Below are 23,710 nucleotides of genomic sequence, written 5' to 3' on the forward strand. Positions count from 1 at the left end.
TGAGAATAATGGCCAAAAATAAACGCCAGTCGATTGAACAATTTCGTGAGTTTGTAAAGGGGCATCCTCATTTACGCAATGAAGTGAGGCGTAAGGAGACGACTTGGCAGGAACTCTTTGAAGAGTGGTATTTATTAGGGGCAGATCATCCACGCTGGAACGTTGAACAAGAAAGAGCGCAACAAGAAACTGTGCAAGGGCACCCAAAAGCAGTGGAGCAAAACGATAAGGAGCTTGTGCAAAATCAAGAATTTCTTACTATGCTGCTTGGAGCGTTGAAAAGTATGGATATTAATCAAATTCAACAATATATTAGAAGTGCCAACCAAGCAATTGGAACCATTCAAGGGTTGTTAGAAGTGTTTCAAGGAGATAGATCAACGAAAGAAGAGCCACCGAAGCAAGAAGTAGAGAAACGTGGCAACCCTTTTGTATTTAGAAAAGATTAAGGAAGGGATTATATTGCGCCAAAATATTTATGCCTTTATTGAAGAGAATGAGGATGTACGCAATTATTTACGGATTCAGCCGATTTGGTATAAAAAGCTTATGCGTAATCCACAGCATTTGGATCAATTAGAAACAGAAGCGAAATATTTTTTTAAAAAGTCTATCCCTCATCGGGTGTCTAAATTTTCGGATGGTGTTCAAGTAGCTTCGATGATGCTTCATATGTTTCAAGCGATGAATAATTCAGGTAGTTAGCGGTGAATTTTCATGAGTAATTTACTCCTTTTAGCCAACAATAATGGTGAAGGGAGGTTTTTTAGCATGAAGAAATTAGTTATTATATTTGTTTTATTGTTTATGATAAGTGGTTGTGGTCAGAAAATTCCTAAACCTAAAGATATAATCGAGAATGTTCATAGTCTTTTTGAAACTAGGGCAGAAGCATCTGCATGGAAGGCAATAAATGAGGACTTTTTTGTGAAAACAATAGTTAAAGAAGATAATGTGTATGTGGAGTGTTATGTAAAAGGGTATAGCTTTTCACAAACGAATTCTAAAAAGTTGGCAACGGTTACCGTTTCTATAGATGGAAAAAAGCATAGTGAGCGTACGACAGCGGCTTTTGTTGTAAGAGATGTACCGAATGGAAAACATAGGATGAAGCTTGAAGTTTTAAATGAAGATGGAGAAAAAACAGGACTAACAAAAGAAGTGGAGGTACATATTGAGTCAACTATCTAATAGCTCGCTTCTTGATTCGAAAAATGGTAAAATGGTGGTGGAGGTGAGCGATTAATGCTTGCTACTATGGAAACCATTGAAATCGTTCAAAAAGCTGAAGCATTGGCTAAATTAGTGATGCAATCTGAGATTGGTGAAAATTATTTTGCTCATTTATATAAACTAAAGAATGATCAACTCGCGCAACAAAAAATTAAAAAGTTTGTGGCGCTGAAAGATTTATACGAAGAAGTTCAACGTTTTGGAAAGTATCATCCGGAATATAAAAGGGTAAATACGGATATTCGCGACGCAAAACGAGATATGGATTTGCATCCGACGATTGTTGATTTTAAAAGAGCTGAAATGGATTTGCAAACGGTATTAGATGAAATCAGCATGAAAATTGGTCGAGCTGTTTCCCCTCAAATAAAAGTTCCAACAGGCAATCCTTTCTTTGATTCAGGATCGGGCTGCTCTGGAGGTTGTGGGACAGGCGGCAGCTGTGGCTGTTCTTAACGAAGCATTAAATTGGTGTAAGGATACTAAGTATCTCTACACCAATTTTTAGTTGAAAGCAAAGTTTTTCCTATGCTACACTGAATAAAAACCTTTAATATGAGGGAGATAAAAATATGATTGGAGCTAGGCAAGGAATTATTGTCTATTTACATACATTAAAACAAGCGAAAATGCTTAGAAAATTTGGAAATATTCATTATGTATCTAAAAAGCTAAAGTATGTCGTCCTGTATACGAATATGGATGAAGTAGAGGCGTTAGTAGAAAAGCTAAGAGGCTATTCTTTCGTGAAAAGAGTCGATCTTTCTCATAAACCTTTTCTCAAGGTAGAATACGAGAATTCCAAGCCAGATAAAGCGAAAGAATATGATTATAAGATGGGTATTTAAAAGGACTGTTCTCACAGCTGTGGGAACAGTTCTTTTATTACAATAAGTATTCAATCGTTTACTTAGCATTGAATGATTATCATACGGCTTTTTTAAAATCCTGTTTTCATCGGTGGTAAATATTTGTTCATACGCAAAATGCCGATTAAATGCTGGTAATACAAATCTAGTTCTGCAAACAGCGTAGACGGCTTAATCTCTAATTCGATAATGGACTTGTCGAGTTCCTTCGCCAATCCTTCAAAAAGCTCGTATCGCTTATTTGGAGTTATTTGTGGGTTAGGGATGCCTTCGCGACAAATATAAAGTGGCTGAAACTCCCCTTCAGTTGTCGGGTGCATCACAACAACAAGAGATGTTACTTGTTTATCGTTTGAGGTTGTGTGAAGGGCTAATAATCTAGCTACTCGATGTCTATTGTTTTTTCCGATTTCTAGTAATTCATATAAATCAGAATATCCTTGTCCAAGTTCAATAAAACGTTGAATCAATTCAATCTCTCCTTATGTGCATATTCCTTCATACTGTACCATTTTCCTGTTCAAAAGAGAAGTTATACAGCTGCATACGTGTCTAATAAAGTGAAACTTCCATCAGTGGGGGTTTTCCTTCATCCCCCACTGATGGTTAGTCACGTTCTACGGTCACTAAGATTTCCGCTTCGCTTCAATCAAGTGACCGTACGAACCTGATTGGTGAAAGCTTACCTTTGAAAACCGCAAAGGTAAGTTTCACTGTACCTCACCAATCGGACCTTTACTACAAAAGCGAGGCGACTGTTCAGCCCCGACAAGCATAAGATGAAATGCGGCGTGGCGCAGTTTGCCGCAGAGCATGACAGCTTATGACCTCGAGGGGCTAGGAGCCGCAACTAGATGAGGGCAGTTGTCCCCCACCTATCTTCTTTGATTCCTCATAAGCTTGAGGTAGGGGTCTTACTGCCCGTTAAGTGTGGGATAAATAAAAGATGCATGAATCTCTCTTTTTATCTAAAATGAACAGGGGTTCAATAGAACTATAAAAAGAAATTAAGGATAAGTTCATAGAATATTCCCGTGACTTTTCGAGTGTGTTTTGGTACTTTGGTATCATAGACGGAAAGGGGAATTGGTTTGTGAAGCGTTTATTTTTTACCATTCTTTTTTTATTGTTACTTATAACGGGCGGAGTGCTTTTTTGGCAATGGAATGTTTATTCAGAGAAGCAAAGTGCCCAATCTAAACATATTTCCTATCAGGTAAATGAAACGGTACATATGGAGGTAAAAGGTCGCTATATTGAAGTTGAACATGAATTTTTCGGCCTTCCGGCTGGGAATTATCAGTTAAACTTTCAAAAATCTATTAAACCAGTATGTCAAGAAGACGATAAAAGTTGTCAACAATCGGGTAATCAAAAGCAGAATCTAGAAACAAATGGGGGTACGCTTCGTTTTACGTACAAGCTAAAAAAATCAACATCACAAGCTTTTGTATTGAATAACTGGGCCGTTCAATTAGAACAAGTCAAGATAGGGAATACACGTGTGGAAATTACCGATTACTCTAAACGGTCGGGAATTTGGGCTGCTGGAGCTCGTTTAATCGGTGAAACAGAGAAAGAGAAAATAAGTTATTACGTGTTTGAAGGAAGAGAAGGGACATTCCCTTTATACTATCAACAAAAAAAGAGCAAGAAGTTTGAAGCGAGTGATGTACTGGTTTATGGTGTCTCTTCTGATCGATTAGTTCAAGCGGTTCAAAAATATGAAGCAACAGCACCTATTACATTGATTATTACAACAGCCGTCTCTCCTTTTTCCTCAGAACATTTGCTAATTGGCCCTAGTGTAGATAAGCTAGCCCAAGTGTTATCTAAGCGCTATTACCAAACCCATTACCCATTCTCAAATAAAAAAGAGCAATGGCTACAATCGGTTATTGGCGCTTATGTGCGGGATGAGAAGCCGAAAGGTAAAGCGAAACAACTATATGAAGAACTGGCTAAAGGGTTGACCAAAGAGCAACAAGCAGCATTCGTTTCTGTATTGAAAAAGAAGCGGGGACATGAATTTTCAGCTGAGTATTTAGATGAATTATTATCAAATGTTACAGGACTTGTAACCCATTACTTTGAATTAAATAAAGTGGAAAGTCATAAAGTTCGCCCGCTTATTTTTATCAATCATGCTAAATGGCTGAATCGAGATGGGGAGCATTCAGTTGTAAAATCTGTGACTGTTCGTTTGAAACGTTATTATTTATTAGAGCAGGTAACAGAAAAACTAGGATTTCATTCAGATTGGGTGAATCAGCACTTTTATTTAAATAATGGTTCAAAGACATTTCGTTTATACCCAGGAAAAACGGTATTTCTCTACAATGAAAAAGCGCATAGTGTAGAAGGGACATTATTAACACAATTTAATAATCAGTATTATATTAGCGAAGATTATATGTTAAAGGTATTTAACGTATTTGTTCGTGAACAAAACAATGAGTTGGAATTGGTGGATTTGAATACGTTACAGTAAGAAAAGCGGAGCCGGCTGGAAAACAACACATATCAAAGAGTTTTACGCTCTTATGGTATAAAAAAAGCCCTGCAGACTTCTGCAGGGTCCTTCTATGTCTGATTAAGGACTAGAAGGCAAAGGGAGAGGAGAAACCGGAGGAAGAACTTATGGGGAAACGTAAGCCTTCTCCGCGGTTGGCAACAACATCTACGATAGTGATGTTGTTATTCACATTATGACCAAAATTCTCCTTATTATTCATGAAACGAGTTGTATTGTTCTTATTTTTTTTATTGGCGAGATATTTCGAATGTGTTAGGATAATTGAGTAACAGAAATTTGTCAGAAAAATGTGGTGAGAACATGAGGGTCGTTTCTGGAACATGTAAAGGAAGACCATTGAAAGCTGTACCGGGTACAGGAACCCGTCCTACAACTGATAAAGTAAAAGAATCGATTTTTAATATGATTGGCCCGTATTTTGATGGCGGCCTTGTGCTGGATTTATTTGCAGGCAGCGGGGGACTTGGTATAGAAGCGTTAAGCCGAGGGGCGGATCAAGCTATTTTCGTTGATCGTGACTATACAGCTTTTCAAACAGTGAAAGCGAACTTAGAGCTATGTAAATTGACGGATCAAGCAGAGCTTTATAAAAATGATTCACAACGAGCATTGAAGGCGCTTATTAAGCGGGAGTTAACGTTTGATTTAATTATGCTCGACCCACCTTATAAGAAGCAAAAGCTTATCGAGTTGCTAGAGGAAATATCAAAGGCTAGACTGTTAAATGATAAGGGGTACATCGTTTGTGAACATAGCCATGATGTTACTTTACCGGAGCAAGTCGGTGATTTAGTTATAAAAAGAAAAGAAGTCTATGGAATTATCGCCGTTACTATTTATCAATGGGGGTATGTTCAAGACGAACAGGGGGAATAAATCATGTCAAAAATAGCGATTTGTCCAGGAAGTTTTGACCCGATTACATTTGGTCATGTTGATATTATTCAAAGGGGAGCCAATGTATTTGATGAAGTATACGTTGTCGTTTTAAATAATTCGGCTAAAAAGTCTTTATTTACAGTCGAAGAGCGGATGGATTTAATTCGTGGGGCGACGGCTCATATTCCGAATGTAAAAGTTGATTCATTTCAAGGTCTTACTGTTGACTATGCTGAAAGCGTTTCCGCTAATGCGATTATTAGAGGGCTTCGTGCCGTATCAGATTTTGAATACGAAATGCAAGGAACGTCGATGAACAGGCTTTTGAATAATCAAGTAGAAACATTCTTTATTATGACAAAAAATCAGTATTCCTTTTTAAGTTCAAGCATTGTGAAAGAAGTGGCTAAATATGGTGGAGATATTTCTTTGCTAGTACCTGAGGTTGTCATCCAGGCAATGAAAGAAAAATTCCATTTGATATGACTGAATATTCTACTAAAAGAGAGCGTGTCATTCGACGCGCTCTCTTTTAGTGGAATTAAAATCGAATTATTCTTTTGGCTATAATGCATGTATAAACACTTAAACTAATAATGGTGAACAGAGGTCCTAAGTGAAGCATTTGTTCATATAATGTTGTTGCCTCATCTCCAATAATCTGACTAACCGGAAAAGCGAGTGCGGCATGTCCATAGTCTGGAATCTCTACATAAAGTGAATTCCAAAGCAGATAAGCAAGTATCGCGGCAATAAAGCCATGCAGGACGCGGGCAAAGAAAAAGGGAACGAAACGGATATCTGTTTCGGCCAAAATACTTGCTACTTGCGCTTGGACGCTTAAGCCGCTAAACGCTAGAATAAAGCTTGCAATCATCGCTTGCTGTAATAAATCAGTGTTTGAAATAGAGCTTGTCATTTTTGCGCCAAGCGTCATTTCAAACAGTCCTGAAATAAAAGGAATGCTAAAGGAAGGTGACAGTGAAAATACTTGTAAACATCCAGCTACGGCTTTTGCAAGCAAGGCTGTTACATTCATTTGAGATAATAGCTGGTTGATGACTGAAAATAGAATGATAAACCCGCCAATCATTAATAATGTATGAATGGAAGAGGTTACCGAGTCACCGAGCATTTTTCCAAATGGACGAGTTTCCTTTAAACGTGTCCGATGCATCTGCTTGAGGGCCGCTTTTACAGATGGAAGTTTGATTGTTCTATTTGGAATGGCTTGCTCCTCTTTTTGTCCATAAAACCGCATGATGAAGCCAACAATCATATTTCCTCCATAATGAGCCGCTGCAAGAAGGATACCGAGCTTTGGGTTTTGAAAAAAGCCAACGGAAACGGCGACGAAAATAAATAATGGATTGGAGGAGTTTGTAAAGGAAACGAGACGTTCTCCTTCAATTCGAGTTAGTTGTTTTTCCAGTCGAAGTCTAGCGGTAAACTTTGCTCCAGCAGGAAAGCCGGAAGCTAGCCCCATTGCCCAGACAAAACCACCTACACCAGGAACGCGAAAAAATGGTCGCATTAATGGTTCAAACATGACTCCTAGAAAGCTAACAACACCAAAGCAAATTAATAGCTCAGAAATAATTAAAAACGGCAAAAGAGATGGGAAGACAATTTGCCACCACATATGTAAGCCGTTCTTAGAGGCATCAAAGGACTCCTGAGGAAAAACGACTAATGCAATGGCCATAATCGTAATGAATAGGGCTAAGGTGATTGATTTAAGTTTCGGTAACAACAAAGCTTGCTCCTCCTTAATCAGGAATCTGCTAGGCACTTTATGCATATGAGTGATAAAATAAAAGGAAGTTTTATACAAGTGGGAAAATTGAGATAAAAAATAATCTACTAAATCGAAGCTAATCATTTTATCCTGTTTAAACAATATGCTTGTATGAACCGCTTTAAGACAATAATTTTGAATGAGACAATTTGAGGAGGAATAGCATTGCGAGAACCGAAGATTGGATTAGCGCTTGGTTCGGGTGGTGCGCGAGGTTTTGCTCACCTAGGTGTGATTCGGGTATTACAAGAAGAGGGCATTCCTATTGACTTAATTGCAGGGAGCAGCATGGGAGCGATGGTTGGTGCTTTATTTGCAGCGGGTTCAGATATTGAGCGGCTTTATAAACTATCGCGTGTATTTAAAAGGAAGTATTATTTAGATTTTACGTTTCCGAAAATGGGTTTTGTTGCAGGGAAGCGAGTAAAAGAATTAATTCGTGTATTTACATATGGAAAGAAGTTGGAAGAATTAGATATCCCTGTTGCGGTTGTAGCAACTGACATTCGAACAGGAGAAAAGGTTGTTTTTCAGGAGGGGCCGATTGCTCCGGCTGTTCGCGCAAGTATTTCGATACCTGGTATTTTTGTTCCGGAGAAAATTAATAATCATTTATTAGTTGATGGAGGTGTCGTTGATCGGGTACCTGTCTCGGTTGCAAAGCAAATGGGAGCAGATATCGTTATTGGCGTAGATGTTTCGCATATTAATCAGGAGGTAGAGATTACGTCTATTTATGATGTGATTATGCAAAGTCTTGATATTTTACAAATGGAATTGGTCGAGAATAGAGAGTTTGCTTCCGATGTCATGATTCGTCCGCGAGTGGAAAAGTATAGTTCGAAATCATTTACAAATATATCTGAAATAATTAGTATTGGAGAAGAAGCAGCTAGACAGAAAGTCGATTATATTAAATCATGTGTTGCATCTTGGAAGGAGTCTTGCAAAAATGAGCCGTAAAGCGTATGTCAACACTACTTTAGTGGTTGCCTTGCTTCTTCTTGCCTCTGCATTTTATTATTTGCCGTATTATGTGACAAAGCCTGGTATGGCGAAAGAATTAGAACCGATTATTGAAGTTTCTGGCGGTGATCGAGCAGAAGGGAGTTTCATGCTCACAACGGTTAGAATGGGAAGAGCAAATATTTATTCATATTTGCTTGCTAAATGGAGTGACTATCAAGAAATTTATCCAGAGGCATCCGTTCGAGGCGAAGATGAAACGGATGAAGAATATAATGTAAGGCAGCTGCATTTAATGGATACTTCGAAAAATCATGCCGTTAAAGTGGCTTATGACCACGCTGAGAAAGAGTTTTCTTATCAGTATCTGGGTGTGTTTGTCTTAGATGTACACGAGGATATGCCAGCGGCTGGAGTTTTAAAAGCGGGTGATCAAATTATTCAAGTCGATCGCTTAAGTTTTGAGTCCTCGCAACAATTCATTGATTATATTGCTACGAAAAAAGCAGGGGATACCGTTGACATCGTTTATAAGCGAGAAGAAACGGAGAAACAAGCAGCAATCACCTTGCAAGCGTTTAAAGATAAACCGAATCAAGTAGGGTTAGGTATCTCTCTTGATGATGCTACGAGAGTCATAACCGTTCCAAAAGTGTCTATTGATTCTGAGCAAATCGGTGGACCATCGGCAGGATTAATGTTTTCTTTAGAAATTTATAATCAATTAACCAAAGGGGATTTAACGCAAGGTTATCAAATTGCAGGTACAGGTACGATTGATGAAGAAGGAAAAGTAGGGCCTATTGGAGGCATTCAACAGAAAATTGTCGCGGCTGATAAATCAGGTGCTGATATTTTCTTTGCACCTAATGAGGAAGGGGCTCCTCATTCCAATTATCGAGAGGCATTAGTGGCAGCGAAAGATATTAATACGAAGATGAAGATTATTCCAGTTGATCACTTTACAGATGCCCTGCATTATTTAGAAACATTAGAAGATAAAAAATAAGAGGCGGACTTTGACTTTCCGTCTCTTATTTTTTTTATTGTTCATCAATAGTGTTCTCTTACAATTGTTAAACTTTGAGTCGAATAGGTGCGGCGAATTCCCGCTTTATTAATTCGGTTTGATAAGGCTCTGGTAAGCCTTGGGCAAATACGTTTGTCGCACGTAAATCTGGTGTAATATCAGCATCGTTGTAGGCTGATATTTTCGAAATTAAAGGAAGAGGCAGCTCTTTTTTGACCGATTGCAAATACTGTTGGCCCTTTTCCGTCATTCCGAGTAAACGAAGGTATGATGGAAAGGACGAAGCCTCCATTTCGGCTTGCAAGCTATGCGTCAAAATATGAGTGCATATCCGTTGGATACGCGTCCATGTATAGCGTTTTGTTTTCACTTGTGTCACAAATTGTTGGAACGTACTAGAGTGTTTAGCTATATCTAATAATCGATGTTCAATGCCTTCCTCTACTTCATAGATGGACGCTAATTCAGCGGCAGAAGAAGTAAGAATTCGATATTTAAGAAGTGGCCAGTACAATTCCCAATGATGAAAGCTTTGATAATAAGTAATATATGTTTCTAGAATAGCAAGGGTTGAATGTGGTACATAGCTGGAAATCGTCTGCATGCTTTGTTTCTGTTCGATAATCGCTTTTCGAATGCCTGTAGCGCTTGCAATCGCTTTATCGTGAAGCGTTGTTTCGTGATAGCCTGCTGCTACCCGCTTGATTGTAAAAGGTTCTATTTTGTAGTTGTTTGATAAAGCAGCGTGCACATATTCTTTGCCAAGAATGTTGTTTGGCTGTGATAGATCTAGTCCCCTTTCATTGGATGAAAGGCTGCGAAAAGCAAGGGAAGCAGCTGCTGGATAACTCTTTCCTTCTTTTAAAAACGTTTTTAACATACTTTTGTATTCTGTTTCTTTTTCTTGAAGCAAATGATAGGTATCGAGAAACGGAGCAATCTTTCCGTCTTCACTGCCAAAGCAGAACGCATCACATTGCATAGCCTCAAGCAGACTAATGGAGCCGCGAGCAAATAATTCAGCGTTGGCTGTTGCGAAACGATAAGGAAGCTCGATAACAAGGTCTACGCCGCCGCGTAAGGCCATGTCTGTTCGTGCCCATTTATTAACGAGTGCAGGTTCACCACGTTGTAAAAATGAACCACTCATTACAGCGATGACTACATCAGCTTCAGTCTGTTTCTTACTTTCTTGAATATGTAAGGCATGTCCATTATGAAATGGATTGTATTCGACAACTACACCAACAGCCTTCATTAAAGGTCACCTCACTGAAAAAGTTTGTAATTTGGTTCTTACATGCTAAAATAGAAATTCAAGTATAGTTTGAAGTATTTATTCAACATCATAAGTATCATTCGTAAAGCTTCCAACATTCGTTAGAATGACTACATTATAGTGTAAAGAAAAAATATTGACAAACGAATAATTGAAAGCTATAATTATTTTTGTTGCCTTGAGGTGATTTCATTTGAAATGGACAATTAGTCAACTTCAAAAAATACGGGACAAACATTTGCAAATTGATGAAATAGTGGATGTTACAGACATTAAGGAGAGAGACCCGCAGATTCGCGACGTTTCACCGATGAAAGTAACAGGAAGAGCAGATATTGGTTCGACGAAAGTTACTTTCCACTTGCATCTATCGGGTAAATTTATTTTACCGTGTTCCCGAACGCTGGTAGATGTCAACTACCCAATTGATATTGAAACAACAGAAACTTTTCTATTCAAAACAGCAGGCATCGAGTATGATGGAGATGATGTGACAATTGTAGAAGGTGATGTTGTGGATCTTTTGCCAGTCATTAAAGAAAATTTATTGCTAGAAATACCGATGCAAGTTTTTTGTGAGGATGTTAACTCAGAAGAAGCTGCTCCTCAATCTGGAAATGACTGGACCGTTATTTCTGAAGAAGAAAACAAACAGAAAGTGGATCCTCGATTCGCAAAGCTTGCCGATTTTTTTGAAAACAATAAAGAATCTTAATTGAAAGTATAAAAGTCAGTTAATCTGATTTTTATGGATTTCTTATATTTTTTAAGGAGGTGGGAATAATGGCTGTACCTTTTAGAAGAACGTCTAAAACTGTAAAAAGAAAACGTCGTACACACTTCAAACTATCTGTACCTGGTATGGTAGAATGCCCAAGCTGCGGTGAAATGAAACTTTCACACCGTGTTTGTAAAGAATGTGGAACATACAACGGAAAAGAAGTTGTTAACAAATAATTTCTTTATATTACATCGAGCAATATGCTAATGAAAGCACAGGGATTATATCCTCTGTGCTTTTTTGCTTTTGCTATGTTTAATATAAAGTAGAATATAACTTTAAAATGGAAAAAGTTAAATAAAAATTCACAGAATGTTCAATGAATGGTGTAAAATAGAAGAGTGATTAATTAGTTAGGATGGTGAAGGTATGAGTCAGACGGTTTTAGTGGAAAAAAATGAACGCGGTTACATGAAAATTATTTTACATCGACCAGAAAAAAGAAATGCAGTTAGTTATCAATTGATGGAAGAATTTGAAGCTGCACTTGACCAAGCAGCCCAAGATAATGATGTAAAAGTAGTTGTGATAACAGGCTATGGTGATCGCGCTTTTTGTTCGGGTGGCGATTTAGCTGAATTCCATTCGCTTTATACAGAGGAAGAATCTTACGGAATGCTGTCTAAAATGGGAGCGATTTTATATAAATTAGCTGTATTCAAAAAGCCTACTATTGCTTTGCTGAATGGTAGTGCAGTTGGAGGGGGCTGTGAGATTGCCTCAGCATGTGATTTTCGTCTTGCTAAAAGCGGTGTGAAGTTAGGCTTTGTTCAAGCATCGTTAGGGATTACAACAGGATGGGGCGGCGCTTCGATTTTATTAGAGAAAATCCCTTATCAATCAGCTATGAAGCTACTATTGAATGGAACCATTTATACAGCAGAGGCAGCGAAAGAATTAGGATTTATTGATGAAGTGATTCAAGGAGATTTAGAAGAATGGGAGCGCTTTGTCGATACGATTCTGACTCGTGAGGTAGGCGTGTTGATGGCTTACAAAAATCTATTAATTAATAAATGGGAAGAGACGGATTTAAAAGGGCGTATGGAAATGGAAAGTAGACAATGTGCAAAGTTATGGGAAACAGATGCTCATCATCAAGCAGTTGACTCATTTTTAAATAAAACAAAATAATCTGACTTAGTTTACTCTTTTCCCTTCTATCTTTTCTAGTAAGTACATATATATGAAGAAAAAACTTGCTTTGGAGGTAGAGAGATGTCAATTGCGAGACAAGATGCATGGAGTCAAGATGAAGATTTATTGTTGGCTGAAGTTGTCTTAAGGTATATTAGAGAAGGCAGCACTCAACTTCGAGCATTTGAAGAAGTGGGTAAACAATTGTCGAGAACACCTGCAGCTTGTGGCTTTCGTTGGAATTCTTTTGTTCGTAAGCAATATAAATCGGGAATCGAGCTCGCAAAGAAGCAGAGAAAAGAGAATAAAGGTCAGAGGGATGCACGATTAGAAGAAAAGCTAGAACGAGAAGTGGAGAATATGCATGAATGTACTCAACAAGTAGAATTTGTTGAGGAGAATAAGATGAGTGATTCGGTTTCGTTTCAAGAAATTGTTTCCTATTTAAAGAAAATGGATGAAACGGTTCGACTATATGAGCAGGAAAAGCAGCAACGAGCTGAAGAGTTTGGGGACTTACAGCGAGAAAATCAGCAATTACGTGAGGAAATTAAAGTGTTACAAAGTCAACTTGTTGTTGTGGAAGAAGATTATCGAGCGCTTTTGCATATTATGGAGCGTGCTAGGAAACTCATTATTCATGAAGATGATCCGGCAAGTTCAAAAGTGAAGTTTCAAATGGATAAAAACGGGAACCTCGAGAGAGTAAATAAATAAACTCGTGGCTAAGGGGAGTTTTTGCAACCTCTTAGCCACGAGTTTTATTTTGCAGACGATTGCGCAATTATGGACGCCATACGAGTGGATTTTCACCAAGATCGCGATCCATATCATAAGTAATTGGTTCAAAGCCCATTTTTGTCCAAAAAGCTTGTGATTGAACTCTCGGGTTTGTTTTAATTGGCAGATGAAAGCTTTTAGCATAATCTACTAAAGCTTTTCCGTAGCCTTTCTTTTGATAATTCGGAAGTACTTCTAATTTCCATAGCACAAGAAAATCTTGTTTCTGGTCAAAGTAATGATCGAACTTCGCGCTTTTTTGATATAAGCTCATTCGGGCAACAAGTGTATCTCCGAAATAAATGCCGTAAAATGGTGATTCACTATCGTTTTCAATGATATTTGCTTCTAAATCATCGAGCATAGATAATTCTTGTATACCGTATTCTTTGAATTTCTTAAATTCTTCAAGCGTTTTGAAATTCACGAGTAAGCGTTCCACTTTGTATTCCATCTAAAGCTCCCCCTTATATCTTCCATAAACCCCATTTGTTATCTAGTTGTAAAGAATAAAGCGCTCTTTATTTATGTTTATATCAAGGCTATGTTCATGAATATGGTTGATTTATACAATTTTTGACCTATTCGGTGTGAAAACGTGGTTTCACATGCCTTTCAGCTCTGCTGAAAGTTAAATGAGTCACAAATCCACAACGTTATTCAACAAAACCTATATCTAAAAAGAAAACGCTTCACTAATAGTATAACATATTCTATTTTATCCTTCCTTATTTAAAGCATAGAATTAAAATAGGTTGCTTGTTGAGAGGGAATTCTCTTATTCTTACAAACCTATATCTTCTTCTGTACTATAAGTGATTAGGTTAAATGTGATAAAATAGGAATAATTATGGAGGTAATTTATGAAAATAGCGATTATTGGAGGCGGAGCAATAGGTTTATTGTTTGCCAATTATTTGAGTCAATTACATAGCGTAACCGTATATACAAGAACGGAAGAACAGGCTGCGCGTTTAAATCATGATGGATTAAATTTTATGAGGAACGGAGAGGTGCAAACGAAAACAATCACCGCGAAAAAATTAGCAAAAAATGTGGAAGATGCACAATTGGTGATTGTCACGGTTAAGCAATATCAGCTTTCCGACATTTACTCGTCGATTCAATATTGTCAGCAGCCCCTGTTATTTTTGCAAAATGGTTATGGACATATTGAATTTCTAAATAAGCTAGCTTCACCTTCTCTTTTTGTTGGGGTCGTTGAGCATGGAGCTTTAAAGCATGATTCACATACAGTTGAACATACAGGGGTAGGTAAAACAAAGCTTGCTATTTTTCGAGGGAATGAAAGTGAATTGCCGTTTAGACATGAATCGATAGAGCTCTTTCCATTTGAAGTGTATAAGGATTATCATTCTATGTTGCTTGAGAAGTTAATTGTCAATGCGGTTATTAATCCGTTGACGGCTATTTTAGGTGTGCCAAATGGAGAGCTTGTTACGAATGCAGCATATGCCAAGTTAATGGACACCTATTTTCAGGAACTAGCGTCGATTTTGCATATAGACAATCCGGGACAAACATTAGAGCATGTGAAGGCCGTATGTCGAGGAACATCAGAAAATCGTTCATCCATGCTGAAAGATTTAGAGCATGGACGTCAAACAGAGATTGAAGCCATTTTAGGATACGTTCTTTCACAAGCGAAACAAAATGGACAGGAACATCGTTTGATTGATTTTCTTTATACGATGATTAAAGGTAAAGAACGGAAGGAAGGCTGATAGTAGTGGAGTTTGTTGTATCCGCATTTGTGGCAACATTCGTAACATTACCGATTCTCGGATATATCGTTTTTTTTACTGTGGCAAAGCAAATGACAAAAAACCATCGCAGGTCTGTTCGTATTGCAATGGATTTAAGTACTATATTTTTTATTTTTGCTGTTAATTATTTGATTACGGTGATTTGGAATAAGCAGCTTTTTTGGGTGTTAATGTTGATTGTTTTAACGATCGCCTGTACAGTTGTCCTTGTTCACTATAAGGTAAAACAGGAAATTGTTTTTTCAAAGGTTCTGAAAGGGTTTTGGAGATTAAACTTTGCATGCTTTTTTTGTACGTATTGTGCCCTTGTCTTGTATGGGTTATTTACTAGAATTCTAGGGGTATTCATCTTCTAATGCTGCATAACCTGTTAGTACATACGACTTGAACTATGTTAAACAAAAGCTTAACGATGGATATTATCGAATGTTAAGTAAGGTTATGAGGGCAAGCAATGAATTCTTGGATAACCTAACCTAGTTGAATCATTTAGTGAAGCTTTCAGCAATGTTGCATAAAATTCGGCTGTTAGGCAACTTTTTTTATTTTTTTGACATAGCGTGCTATACTCAAAAGTACTGAAGATGCAGAGAGAGGGAGTAGTACATAAATGGAGATGAAAGATCTCGAGTTACCATCTTTAAATCGGTTTGCTTCGGATTATTTACAAGGGCATCTCGAAGTTGAAGATTATTTCCACTATGATTTGTCTAGTAAGGACATGTACCATAATCGATATAAAGAATTAATGAATCGAACGTTTCTGCGCCAAGAGGTGGCAGATTATATAGAGAACTATATGGCAAGATTGCCAAAAAGTGAAGCTGTGATGAAGAGTATTTCGGATTTGCGTAAGGAGGGGTCCGTTGTCGTAATAGGTGGACAACAAGCTGGTTTATTAACAGGTCCATTATATACGATTCATAAAGTAATCTCGATTATTAAATTGGCCAAAGAGCAAGAAGAAGTGCTTAAGAAAAGAGTTATTCCCGTCTTTTGGATTGCAGGGGAAGACCATGACGTAGCAGAAGTGAATCATGTCTATGTGATGAAAGAGGGGAAACCGACTAAGAAAACATATCCTTCCTATCAGCCGTTTAAAACGATGGTTTCTGATATTGAATTAGACGCACAGGTTATGCAACAGTGGTTTGACGAGATTATCGAAACGTACGGTGAGACAAATTATACAAGTGCGCTGCTTGCCAATATGAAGACTATTTTGTGTCGTTCGAAAACATTTGTTGATTTCTTTTCGGCACTTATCCATGAATGGTTTCATGAATATGGTTTATTGTTAATCGATGCAGCGGATCCGCGGTTACGACAATTAGAGGCGCAATTTTTCACGCAAATGGTAGAGCGTCATGAAGATATTACAGCAGCCGTATGTGCGCAACAAGCGTTCATTCAAGAGCAAGGATACCGACGAATGATTGAAATGGATGCGAACGCTGTTAATTTATTCTATTACAATCCAGAGAAGAAAGACCGTTGCTTGTTAGAGAGAAATAATGGGCAAATTATTGGGAAAAATGGTGAATTGCGTTTTACAAAACAAGAACTTTTACAGACGGCGAAAGATAGTCCGGAGCGGTTAAGCAACAATGTTGTTACACGCCCGTTAATGCAGGAGATGCTCTTTCCGGTACTAGCTTTTATTTCAGGTCCAGGCGAAATTGCTTATTGGGCTGAATTAAAGCGGGCTTTCGATTTATTCGAGATGAAAATGCCGCCGATTGTGCCAAGGCTTAATATTACGCTAGTAGAGCGCGGGATTGAAACAGACCTTCAGGAAGTTGACTTGGAGCTTGAAACGGTTTTAATAGAAGGAACAGACAAAGCAAAAGAAAGTTATTTGGAATCTGTTAAAGATCCGCTGCTTGAACAGTTGTATGACAAGATGAAGCGAGATTTACAAGTTAATCATCAACAGTTATCAGAGCATGCTGTTGAACTAGATAAAGGACTTCAATCTTTGTTGCACAAAAACCGCTTTTTTATTGAGCAGCAGTTAGACTTTATCTATGGAAAAATGGAAGCGAGCACGAAAGAAAAGAATGCCGTTGTCGTTCGTAAATACGATCGAATCGCTCAATCTTTGTATCCACTACATTCTCCTCAGGAACGAATTTGGAATATCTTTTATTATTTAAATAAATATGGGCCGGATTTTGTGCAGGATTTGATGGAGCTTTCGTATAGCTTTAATAATCAGCATAAACTTATATATGTATAGGAAGAGACAGGTTTTGAGCCTGTCTCTTTTTGCATGTCGGAGGATTGTTTAAGTATATAAGCGTAATTAGTAGTGCTTGTTTATCCTATAATAAACATTTAATGGAAAATGATAGGTCCAAAGTATTTAAATTTAAAACAAGTGGAGATAAGTGGAGAAATGTGGTACATTGATAGTAGAAAGTGGGGTATTGGGTATGTTTATGGGGGAATACCATCACACCATTGATGCCAAAGGGCGGTTGATTGTTCCTGCGAAATTTCGGGACAACCTAGGTGAACAATTTGTGTTGACACGAGGTCTTGATCAGTGCTTGTTTGGTTATCCCATGGCGGAGTGGAATCTTCTCACAGAAAAGTTAAAGGCGTTGCCATTAACGAAAAAAGATGCCCGTTCTTTTACTCGCTTTTTCTTCTCAGCTGCAACAGAATGCGACATAGATAAACAAGGCCGAATTAATATTCCAGCGCCGCTTATTTCATATGGCCAATTGGAAAAAGAATGTGTAATTCTTGGTGTGTCCAATCGAATTGAGATTTGGAGCAAGCCCCTTTGGGAAGACTATTTTGCAACATCAGAAGACTCTTTTGCTGAAATAGCAGAGAGTATGATCGGCTTTGATATTTAAGGCGACCCGAATGGGACTCAATTAATCGATTGGAAGGATGAAAAAAATGTTTCAACATACGACTGTGCTACTTAGAGAAACGGTTGATGGTTTGAATATAAAACCGGATGGAATTTACGTGGATTGTACACTTGGAGGAGCGGGACATAGTGAATACTTGCTTTCGCAGTTATCTAGTGAGGGAAAGCTATACTCCTTTGATCAAGATATTACCGCTATCCAAAATGCTAAAGAGAAATTACGTGCATATGACGATCGCGTCGTGCTCATCCAAAATAACTTTAAATATTTACAAGAAGAACTGCAGGCGCGTGGAGTGGACAAAGTAGATGGTATTTTATATGACTTAGGTGTCTCCTCGCCGCAATTAGATACACCAGAGCGAGGGTTTAGTTATCAGCATGATGCCCCACTTGATATGCGAATGGATCAAAATGCTTCTATTTCTGCTTATGATGTGGTGAATACATGGTCATATGAGGATTTAGTACGCATTTTCTTCCAATATGGAGAAGAGAAATTTTCTAAACAAATTGCAAGAAAGATTGAAGCTGCTCGTGCCAAACAACCAATTACGACTACATTTGAATTAGTTGACCTTATTAAAGAAGGGATTCCAGCCCCTGCAAGACGTAAAGGAGGACATCCAGCTAAGCGGGTGTTTCAAGCAATTCGAATCGCAGTAAATGATGAGTTAGGTGTTTTTGAAGATTCATTAGAACAAGCCATATCCATGTTAAACCCTCGTGGTAGAATCTCTGTTATTACCTTCCATTCATTAGAAGATCGTATTTGTAAAAAGGTATTTAAAGCTGCTAGCTCCCTACCTGACCTTCCACCTGGTTTGCCTATTGTTCCTGATGAGTTTAAGCCAACGTTGAAGTTGATTACGAGAAAGCCGATTTTACCTTCAGAAGCTGAATTAGAAGGAAATAATCGTTCGCGGTCAGCTAAGTTAAGAATTGCAGAAAAGCAGTAAACAAATGATACGCAATAGGAGTGAGTGGAATGAACTCGTTTGCTAAAAAAATTCAGGAGCAACAACCTGAACAGCAGCGACAAACTGTTCAGACAGTTGTCGTTCGGAAAAGCAAAATTTCAATTGGTGAACTATTTTTGCTATGTGCCCTTGCTGCAATGGTGGCATTTGTTAGTGTCAAAATGATTTCTAATCAGGCTGCTATTTATAAAGTAAATAAAGATATTCAGCAAGCAGAAGTTTCTATTGAAAAGCAAACAAAAGCGAATGAAGATTTAAAAATACAGGTTAAAGAATTAAGTGGTTATGAAAGATTATGGAAAAAGGCTGAAGAACTTGGCCTTAAACGTAATGATAATAACGTGAAGGTTGTGCAGGAATAATGCTCAAACAAAAAAATATGAAGCGAGGGGCAGCCGGGTTATTTTTCTTTTTCGGCCTGCTCTTTTTTGTCTTACTGATTCGTTTTATTTATATTCAGGCAACAGGTGTCGCTGGTGGAGAAGTGCTGGCATCCAAGCTGGATAAGAAATATGAAAGAGAACAAGTGCTTGAAGCAAAAAGAGGAAATATTTTAGATACAAATGGGGAAGTCATTGCAGAGGATACGTCGTCTTTCACCTTAATCGCGATATTGAGTGAAAAAGAGAAAGAGCATGTTAAGAATCCGAAAGAGACGGCAAAACAGCTAGCTAAGTTCATTGAAATGGATGAGTCGGATATTTATGAACGTCTGACTAAAAAAGGTCTATTTCAAGTGGAGTTTGGGAAGGCAGGACGTGATTTAACACACGAAACGAAACAGAAGATTGAAGAGCTGGAGATGCCTGGCATTACGTTCCAAAAGAAAAACCGACGCTTTTATCCAAATGGTGTGTTTGCCTCTCATTTAATTGGTTATGTGGAACAAGATGAAAAAACAGGAGATACCGTGGGGAAATTTGGAATCGAGCGGTATATGAACGATGATTTATTAGAGAAGAATGGGAAGATTACCTTTGATAGTGATTCATGGGGCATGTTATTGCCGGATAGTCAAGAAAAGGTGACGGCTCCCCAAAATGGAAAGAATGTTACGTTAACGATTGATAAGAAGGTACAAACTGTATTAGAGGACGCTTTAACAAAGGTTGAAGAAAAGTATAAACCTAGTCAAATCATTGCGATTGTTTCTAATCCAAAAACAGGTGAAATTGTTGCAATGGGACAACGACCAAGCTTTCATCCTGTTACGAAGGAAGGTTTGACAAATACTTGGCGAAATTTAGCCATTGAAGAAAGCTTCGAGCCAGGATCAACGATGAAAGTTTTTACATTGGCAGCCGCGGTGGAAGAGGGAGTATTTAATCCGAATGCGACGTATGTATCTGGGAACTACAATGTACCCGGGTCCAAATCACCTAGAGACCACAGTGGGATACCGGCAGGACAAACGATGACGTTTCTAGAAGGAGTTCAACGCTCTTCTAACGTTGCCTTTTCAACGCTTGCTATGGATAAAATCGGTGCCGATACGTTCCGTGAATATTTAACGAAATTTGGTTTTGATAACAAAACAGGTATTGACTTGCCAAATGAAATTATCGGAAAGATTCAATATAAATATAAAATTGAAAAAGTTACGACGGCATTTGGTCAAGGGTCAACAATCACACCAATTCAGCAAATTCAAGCTGCATCAGCAATTGCTAATAATGGCAAGATGATGAGACCATATGTCATTAAAAGTATTTCTGATCAAGACAATGGGAAAGTGCTGAAAACAACAAAGTCAAAAGTAGTTGGTCAGCCTATTTCGGCAAAATCGGCGAAAGAAGTTCGAGATTATTTAGAGACCGTTGTGACAGCTAAAAAAGGAACGGGTAAGCCATATGCTTTAGAAGGGTATGATGTGGCCGGGAAAACAGGAACTGCTGAAATTGCTGGAACAGATGGACGTTATATGGTTGGACGGAATAACTATGTGTTTTCCTTTTTAGGAATGGCACCAGCGGATGATCCGCAACTTGTTATGTATGTGGCTGTTAAGCAGCCGGACTTGGGTACTTCTTATGTAGGAGCGGATCCGGTATCAGAGATTTTTAAGCCAGTTATGCAAAATAGTTTGCAATATTTAAATATTGAACCAACGAATATAAAAAAACAAACAGCGACCGAGCTTGAAGATTTTACGAACCAATCGCTTCAAACTGCTACAAAAAAGCTTAAGCAATTAGGATATGAAGTAGTGACAATTGGCGATGGAAGCAAAGTCATCGATCAAGCTCCGAAAGCAGGGTCTACTTTACTGTCAGGTGAGAAAATTATTTTCCGAACGGAAGGGAAAATGAAGGCACCTAATATGCAAGGCTGGTCGCTGCGGGATGTTATGAAGGTTGCTAATATTAGCGGTGTACAATTAAATACAGCAGGTACTGGTTATGTGACAAAACAAAATATGAAAGCTGGTAAGACGATGAAAGAGGGCGATTATCTTATTGTTGAACTAACAAAACCGAATGAAATCGTCGAGAACAAGGAACCAGATAAAGAAGAAGTGCATGATTAACGCATGCGTACTCATATAGACAGCTATATAAACAAAAGTTTTAACGAAAAAGCATTGGCGTAAGCTGATGCTTTTTCGTTGTGATCCATTCGACTTTGCTTTTCTTAGTCTACCGTCTGTAAGACAAGCATATATTGTAGCAAGTGTGAATGGAGGTGTCTGTTTTTGCGAGTTTCTAATGTAACGGTGCGAAAACGGCTGGCGATTGCTTTAGCAGCAGGGATTATCATTTTTTTTATTATCGATATTCGCCTAGGAATTGTGCAATTTTTACGTGGCAACGAGTTAACGAGTTTAGCTGAAGATTTGTGGAGCCGGAATATTCCGTTCGAACCAAAGCGCGGTGAAATCTTGGATCGTAATGGAGTAGAGCTTGCGACTAATATTTCAGCTCCGACTGTATACGTCATTCCAAGGCAAATCGAAAACCCGGGCGAAGCGGCGGAACAACTTGCTTCTATATTAAATATGGACAAACAAAAAGCCTACGAATTAGTGACAAAGAAGACGATGAGTGTTCGTATTCCAGAAGGACGGAAGATTTCTCATGAAAAAGCGAAAAAAATAAAAGCATTAGGGTTAAAGGGAGTATATATTGCAGAAGACTCAAAGCGGCATTACCCATTTGGTTCCTATTTATCACATGTACTTGGATTTGCTGGTTCGGATAATCAAGGTTTAATGGGTATTGAATTGACGTATGATAAGGAATTAAGTGGTGAAAAAGGCTATGTGAAATTTTACTCAGATGCTAAAGGGAAAAGACTCGAAAATATGGCAGATGATTATAAAGCGCCTGTTGATGGCAATGATGTGAAGCTGACGATTGATAGCAAAATTCAAACGATTGTTGAACGGGAACTTGATAATGCAGAGGCAACCTATAATCCGGATGGCATCATTGCGATTGCGATGGACCCGAATTCAGGTGAAATTTTAGCGATGTCGAGTAGACCATCTTTTGATCCAGCTAACTTCCAAGAAGTTCCACCTGAAGTGTATAATCGAAATTTACCAGTATGGAGTTCCTACGAGCCAGGTTCGACATTTAAGATTATCACACTGGCAGCGGCTCTTGAAGAAGGCAAGGTCAATTTAGATAGAGATACGTTTTTTGACCCAGGACATGTCGAAGTAGCAGGCGCAACTTTACGTTGTTGGAAAAGGGGCGGGCATGGCTCACAAACCTATTTAGAAGTAGTTGAAAATTCGTGCAACCCCGGCTTCGTTCAATTAGGAGAACGGCTCGGAAAAGACAAGCTGTTTCAATATATTAAAGATTTTGGCTTTGGAGCAAAAACAGGTATTGATTTAGCTGGAGAGGGTACAGGGATTATGTTTAATATGGACCGAGTTGGCCCGGTCGAGCAGGCTACAACAGCGTTTGGGCAAGGGGTATCTGTGACTCCGATTCAACAGGTAACCGCTGTTTCTGCAGCGGTCAATGGCGGCATCCTGTATACACCTTATATTGCGAAGGAACTAATTGACTCAACAACAGGGGAAGTAGTGATGGAGAAAAAACCTAAAGCGAAGAGGCGCGTTATTTCCGAGGAAACATCGAAGGAAGTGCGCCGTGCCCTTGAATCGGTTGTAGCGAAAGGAAGCGGAGCCGGTGCTTTTGTAGAATCTTACCGAGTTGGCGGGAAAACAGGAACGGCTCAAAAAGCAGAAAACGGCCGCTATTTGGAAAATAATCATATCGTTTCCTTCATTGGATTTGCTCCGGCAGACAAGCCAGAAGTCGTTATTTATGTTGCTGTAGATAATCCAAAAGGGACTGTACAATTTGGTGGTGTAGTTGCCGCTCCGATCGTTGGGAAAATCATGGAAGACTCTCTTCATGCTCTTGATGTGAAGCCGCGAAAAAATCAAATTGAAAAAGAGCGGAAATGGAACGACCCTGTCATGATTGAAGTACCTAATGTTGTGGGAATGACGAAAAACGAATTACAAACGCAGCTGCTTGATTTAAAGCTCGATATTGCTGGACAAGGTGATTATGTTATTAAACAAGCACCGGAAGCAGGTGTGAAAATAAAAGAAGGGGCCACAATACGAATTTATCTTGGCGAAAATACAGAATAAGTATAAAATAAACATGGTTAGTGGAAGCGGCTGAAACATCAGCCGCTTTGTTTTACGATAACCTAAGCTGAATAATACAGTTTAGGGAGTGGAGGTTTTGTTTAGAAATAAAATGGTTAAAGGAAACAGTTAAGAAGGCTGAAGAGTCTACAA

Annotated in this window: 26 protein-coding genes; 22 read left to right on the forward strand and 4 right to left on the reverse strand. The window is 38.5% G+C overall.

The window, feature by feature from the left end; genetic code table 11:
• The first annotated feature begins 8 nt into the window (after nt 1-8).
• The 5 genes from ylbD (at nt 9) to BAOM_RS07180 (ending at nt 2,081) form a co-directional block, all read left to right on the forward strand.
• Nucleotides 9-449 (forward strand): spore coat protein YlbD, encoded by a 441-nt coding sequence (gene ylbD, locus BAOM_RS07160; RefSeq protein WP_127759683.1) that lies wholly within the window; start codon nt 9-11, stop codon nt 447-449.
• 13 nt (nt 450-462) lie between these two features.
• Entirely contained in the window at nt 463-705 is a 243-nt protein-coding gene (locus BAOM_RS07165; protein ID WP_127759684.1) for a YlbE-like family protein, read from the forward strand.
• A gap of 66 nt (nt 706-771) precedes the next feature.
• Nucleotides 772-1,191 (forward strand): hypothetical protein, encoded by a 420-nt coding sequence (locus tag BAOM_RS07170; RefSeq protein ID WP_127759685.1) that lies wholly within the window; start codon nt 772-774, stop codon nt 1,189-1,191.
• Nucleotides 1,192-1,245: 54 nt separating this feature from the next.
• Nucleotides 1,246-1,689, forward strand: a complete 444-nt coding sequence (locus tag BAOM_RS07175) for a YlbF/YmcA family competence regulator (protein ID WP_127759686.1) — start codon at nt 1,246-1,248, stop codon at nt 1,687-1,689.
• A gap of 116 nt (nt 1,690-1,805) precedes the next feature.
• Nucleotides 1,806-2,081: a YlbG family protein gene (locus tag BAOM_RS07180; RefSeq protein ID WP_127759687.1), complete on the forward strand. Its 276-nt coding sequence runs from the start codon at nt 1,806-1,808 to the stop codon at nt 2,079-2,081.
• 92 nt (nt 2,082-2,173) lie between these two features.
• Here the strand turns inward: BAOM_RS07180 and BAOM_RS07185 are convergent, their stop codons facing one another.
• Entirely contained in the window at nt 2,174-2,572 is a 399-nt protein-coding gene (locus BAOM_RS07185) for a DUF7147 family protein (RefSeq protein WP_127759688.1), read from the reverse strand.
• A gap of 623 nt (nt 2,573-3,195) precedes the next feature.
• Between BAOM_RS07185 and BAOM_RS07190 the strand changes: the two genes are divergently transcribed.
• The 3 genes from BAOM_RS07190 to coaD all read left to right on the forward strand — a co-directional run bounded on the left by BAOM_RS07190 (nt 3,196) and on the right by coaD (nt 6,003).
• Nucleotides 3,196-4,593: a hypothetical protein gene (locus BAOM_RS07190; RefSeq protein ID WP_127759689.1), complete on the forward strand. Its 1,398-nt coding sequence runs from the start codon at nt 3,196-3,198 to the stop codon at nt 4,591-4,593.
• A 345-nt stretch (nt 4,594-4,938) separates the two neighbouring features.
• Complete coding sequence (gene rsmD, locus BAOM_RS07195) at nt 4,939-5,514, forward strand: 16S rRNA (guanine(966)-N(2))-methyltransferase RsmD (RefSeq protein ID WP_127759690.1); 576 nt, start codon at nt 4,939-4,941, stop codon at nt 5,512-5,514.
• 3 nt (nt 5,515-5,517) lie between these two features.
• Nucleotides 5,518-6,003 carry a pantetheine-phosphate adenylyltransferase gene (gene coaD, locus BAOM_RS07200; RefSeq protein ID WP_127759691.1) on the forward strand — a complete coding sequence of 162 codons (486 nt, stop codon included), beginning with the start codon at nt 5,518-5,520 and terminating at the stop codon, nt 6,001-6,003.
• 55 nt (nt 6,004-6,058) lie between these two features.
• On the opposite strand, the gene ylbJ is transcribed toward coaD, so the two are convergent.
• Nucleotides 6,059-7,273 carry a sporulation integral membrane protein YlbJ gene (ylbJ, locus tag BAOM_RS07205; protein ID WP_127759692.1) on the reverse strand — a complete coding sequence of 405 codons (1,215 nt, stop codon included), beginning with the start codon at nt 7,271-7,273 and terminating at the stop codon, nt 6,059-6,061.
• Nucleotides 7,274-7,480: 207 nt separating this feature from the next.
• On the opposite strand from ylbJ, the gene BAOM_RS07210 reads away from it, so the two are divergent.
• Nucleotides 7,481-8,278, forward strand: coding sequence for a patatin-like phospholipase family protein (locus BAOM_RS07210; protein WP_127759693.1), 798 nt, complete (start codon nt 7,481-7,483; stop codon nt 8,276-8,278).
• Nucleotides 8,268-9,290: a SepM family pheromone-processing serine protease gene (locus BAOM_RS07215; RefSeq protein WP_127759694.1), complete on the forward strand. Its 1,023-nt coding sequence runs from the start codon at nt 8,268-8,270 to the stop codon at nt 9,288-9,290. Before BAOM_RS07210 ends, BAOM_RS07215 begins: the two co-directional genes overlap by 11 nt.
• A 67-nt stretch (nt 9,291-9,357) precedes the next feature.
• Here BAOM_RS07215 and BAOM_RS07220 read toward each other — a convergent pair whose 3' ends face one another.
• A complete protein-coding gene (locus BAOM_RS07220; protein ID WP_127759695.1) occupies nt 9,358-10,569 on the reverse strand; it encodes a nucleotidyltransferase in 1,212 nt (403 codons plus the stop codon).
• 214 nt (nt 10,570-10,783) lie between these two features.
• On the opposite strand from BAOM_RS07220, the gene BAOM_RS07225 reads away from it, so the two are divergent.
• The 4 genes from BAOM_RS07225 (at nt 10,784) to BAOM_RS07240 (ending at nt 13,225) form a co-directional block, all read left to right on the forward strand.
• Nucleotides 10,784-11,305 (forward strand): YceD family protein, encoded by a 522-nt coding sequence (locus tag BAOM_RS07225; RefSeq protein WP_127759696.1) that lies wholly within the window; start codon nt 10,784-10,786, stop codon nt 11,303-11,305.
• A gap of 68 nt (nt 11,306-11,373) precedes the next feature.
• Complete coding sequence (gene rpmF, locus BAOM_RS07230; RefSeq protein ID WP_119116200.1) at nt 11,374-11,547, forward strand: 50S ribosomal protein L32; 174 nt, start codon at nt 11,374-11,376, stop codon at nt 11,545-11,547.
• Between the two features lie 193 nt (nt 11,548-11,740).
• Complete coding sequence (locus BAOM_RS07235) at nt 11,741-12,505, forward strand: enoyl-CoA hydratase/isomerase family protein (RefSeq protein WP_127759697.1); 765 nt, start codon at nt 11,741-11,743, stop codon at nt 12,503-12,505.
• Nucleotides 12,506-12,589: 84 nt separating this feature from the next.
• Nucleotides 12,590-13,225, forward strand: a complete 636-nt coding sequence (locus tag BAOM_RS07240; RefSeq protein ID WP_127759698.1) for an RsfA family transcriptional regulator — start codon at nt 12,590-12,592, stop codon at nt 13,223-13,225.
• Between the two features lie 67 nt (nt 13,226-13,292).
• On the opposite strand, the gene BAOM_RS07245 is transcribed toward BAOM_RS07240, so the two are convergent.
• Nucleotides 13,293-13,742: an N-acetyltransferase gene (locus BAOM_RS07245; protein WP_119116203.1), complete on the reverse strand. Its 450-nt coding sequence runs from the start codon at nt 13,740-13,742 to the stop codon at nt 13,293-13,295.
• A 409-nt stretch (nt 13,743-14,151) separates the two neighbouring features.
• On the opposite strand from BAOM_RS07245, the gene BAOM_RS07250 reads away from it, so the two are divergent.
• The 8 genes from BAOM_RS07250 to BAOM_RS07285 all read left to right on the forward strand — a co-directional run bounded on the left by BAOM_RS07250 (nt 14,152) and on the right by BAOM_RS07285 (nt 23,557).
• Nucleotides 14,152-15,033 carry a 2-dehydropantoate 2-reductase gene (locus tag BAOM_RS07250; protein WP_127759699.1) on the forward strand — a complete coding sequence of 294 codons (882 nt, stop codon included), beginning with the start codon at nt 14,152-14,154 and terminating at the stop codon, nt 15,031-15,033.
• A gap of 5 nt (nt 15,034-15,038) precedes the next feature.
• Nucleotides 15,039-15,431, forward strand: coding sequence for a DUF3397 domain-containing protein (locus BAOM_RS07255; RefSeq protein ID WP_127759700.1), 393 nt, complete (start codon nt 15,039-15,041; stop codon nt 15,429-15,431).
• 254 nt (nt 15,432-15,685) lie between these two features.
• Nucleotides 15,686-17,314 carry a bacillithiol biosynthesis cysteine-adding enzyme BshC gene (bshC, locus tag BAOM_RS07260; protein ID WP_127759701.1) on the forward strand — a complete coding sequence of 543 codons (1,629 nt, stop codon included), beginning with the start codon at nt 15,686-15,688 and terminating at the stop codon, nt 17,312-17,314.
• 196 nt (nt 17,315-17,510) lie between these two features.
• On the forward strand, nt 17,511-17,942 hold the full coding sequence (mraZ, locus tag BAOM_RS07265) for a division/cell wall cluster transcriptional repressor MraZ (protein WP_127762482.1): 432 nt from the start codon (nt 17,511-17,513) through the stop codon (nt 17,940-17,942).
• 46 nt (nt 17,943-17,988) lie between these two features.
• Entirely contained in the window at nt 17,989-18,921 is a 933-nt protein-coding gene (rsmH, locus tag BAOM_RS07270; RefSeq protein ID WP_127759702.1) for a 16S rRNA (cytosine(1402)-N(4))-methyltransferase RsmH, read from the forward strand.
• Between the two features lie 29 nt (nt 18,922-18,950).
• Nucleotides 18,951-19,304: a cell division protein FtsL gene (gene ftsL / locus BAOM_RS07275; RefSeq protein ID WP_119116657.1), complete on the forward strand. Its 354-nt coding sequence runs from the start codon at nt 18,951-18,953 to the stop codon at nt 19,302-19,304.
• Entirely contained in the window at nt 19,304-21,469 is a 2,166-nt protein-coding gene (locus tag BAOM_RS07280) for a penicillin-binding protein (RefSeq protein WP_252283259.1), read from the forward strand. The genes ftsL and BAOM_RS07280 overlap by 1 nt, the downstream gene beginning before the upstream one ends.
• A 165-nt stretch (nt 21,470-21,634) precedes the next feature.
• Entirely contained in the window at nt 21,635-23,557 is a 1,923-nt protein-coding gene (locus BAOM_RS07285; RefSeq protein ID WP_127759704.1) for a stage V sporulation protein D, read from the forward strand.
• Nucleotides 23,558-23,710 lie beyond the last annotated feature (153 nt).

The sequence above is a fragment of the Peribacillus asahii genome, from assembly GCF_004006295.1.
Lineage (GTDB): Bacteria > Bacillota > Bacilli > Bacillales > DSM-1321 > Peribacillus > Peribacillus asahii_A.

Excerpts from the sequence above, each read along its gene's own strand:
- ylbD (WP_127759683.1), top strand. The coding sequence starts at position 9 with ATGGCCAAAAATAAACGCCAGTCGATTGAACAATTTCGTGAGTTTGTA.
- BAOM_RS07170 (WP_127759685.1), top strand. The coding sequence starts at position 772 with ATGAAGAAATTAGTTATTATATTTGTTTTATTGTTTATGATAAGTGGT.
- BAOM_RS07175 (WP_127759686.1), top strand. The coding sequence starts at position 1,246 with ATGCTTGCTACTATGGAAACCATTGAAATCGTTCAAAAAGCTGAAGCA.
- BAOM_RS07180 (WP_127759687.1), top strand. The coding sequence starts at position 1,806 with ATGATTGGAGCTAGGCAAGGAATTATTGTCTATTTACATACATTAAAA.
- rsmD (WP_127759690.1), top strand. The coding sequence starts at position 4,939 with ATGAGGGTCGTTTCTGGAACATGTAAAGGAAGACCATTGAAAGCTGTA.
- coaD (WP_127759691.1), top strand. The coding sequence starts at position 5,518 with ATGTCAAAAATAGCGATTTGTCCAGGAAGTTTTGACCCGATTACATTT.
- BAOM_RS07215 (WP_127759694.1), top strand. The coding sequence starts at position 8,268 with ATGAGCCGTAAAGCGTATGTCAACACTACTTTAGTGGTTGCCTTGCTT.
- BAOM_RS07220 (WP_127759695.1), bottom strand. The coding sequence starts at position 10,569 with ATGAAGGCTGTTGGTGTAGTTGTCGAATACAATCCATTTCATAATGGA.
- rpmF (WP_119116200.1), top strand. The coding sequence starts at position 11,374 with ATGGCTGTACCTTTTAGAAGAACGTCTAAAACTGTAAAAAGAAAACGT.
- BAOM_RS07235 (WP_127759697.1), top strand. The coding sequence starts at position 11,741 with ATGAGTCAGACGGTTTTAGTGGAAAAAAATGAACGCGGTTACATGAAA.
- BAOM_RS07240 (WP_127759698.1), top strand. The coding sequence starts at position 12,590 with ATGTCAATTGCGAGACAAGATGCATGGAGTCAAGATGAAGATTTATTG.
- BAOM_RS07245 (WP_119116203.1), bottom strand. The coding sequence starts at position 13,742 with ATGGAATACAAAGTGGAACGCTTACTCGTGAATTTCAAAACGCTTGAA.
- BAOM_RS07250 (WP_127759699.1), top strand. The coding sequence starts at position 14,152 with ATGAAAATAGCGATTATTGGAGGCGGAGCAATAGGTTTATTGTTTGCC.
- bshC (WP_127759701.1), top strand. The coding sequence starts at position 15,686 with ATGGAGATGAAAGATCTCGAGTTACCATCTTTAAATCGGTTTGCTTCG.
- mraZ (WP_127762482.1), top strand. The coding sequence starts at position 17,511 with ATGTTTATGGGGGAATACCATCACACCATTGATGCCAAAGGGCGGTTG.
- rsmH (WP_127759702.1), top strand. The coding sequence starts at position 17,989 with ATGTTTCAACATACGACTGTGCTACTTAGAGAAACGGTTGATGGTTTG.
- ftsL (WP_119116657.1), top strand. The coding sequence starts at position 18,951 with ATGAACTCGTTTGCTAAAAAAATTCAGGAGCAACAACCTGAACAGCAG.
- BAOM_RS07280 (WP_252283259.1), top strand. The coding sequence starts at position 19,304 with ATGCTCAAACAAAAAAATATGAAGCGAGGGGCAGCCGGGTTATTTTTC.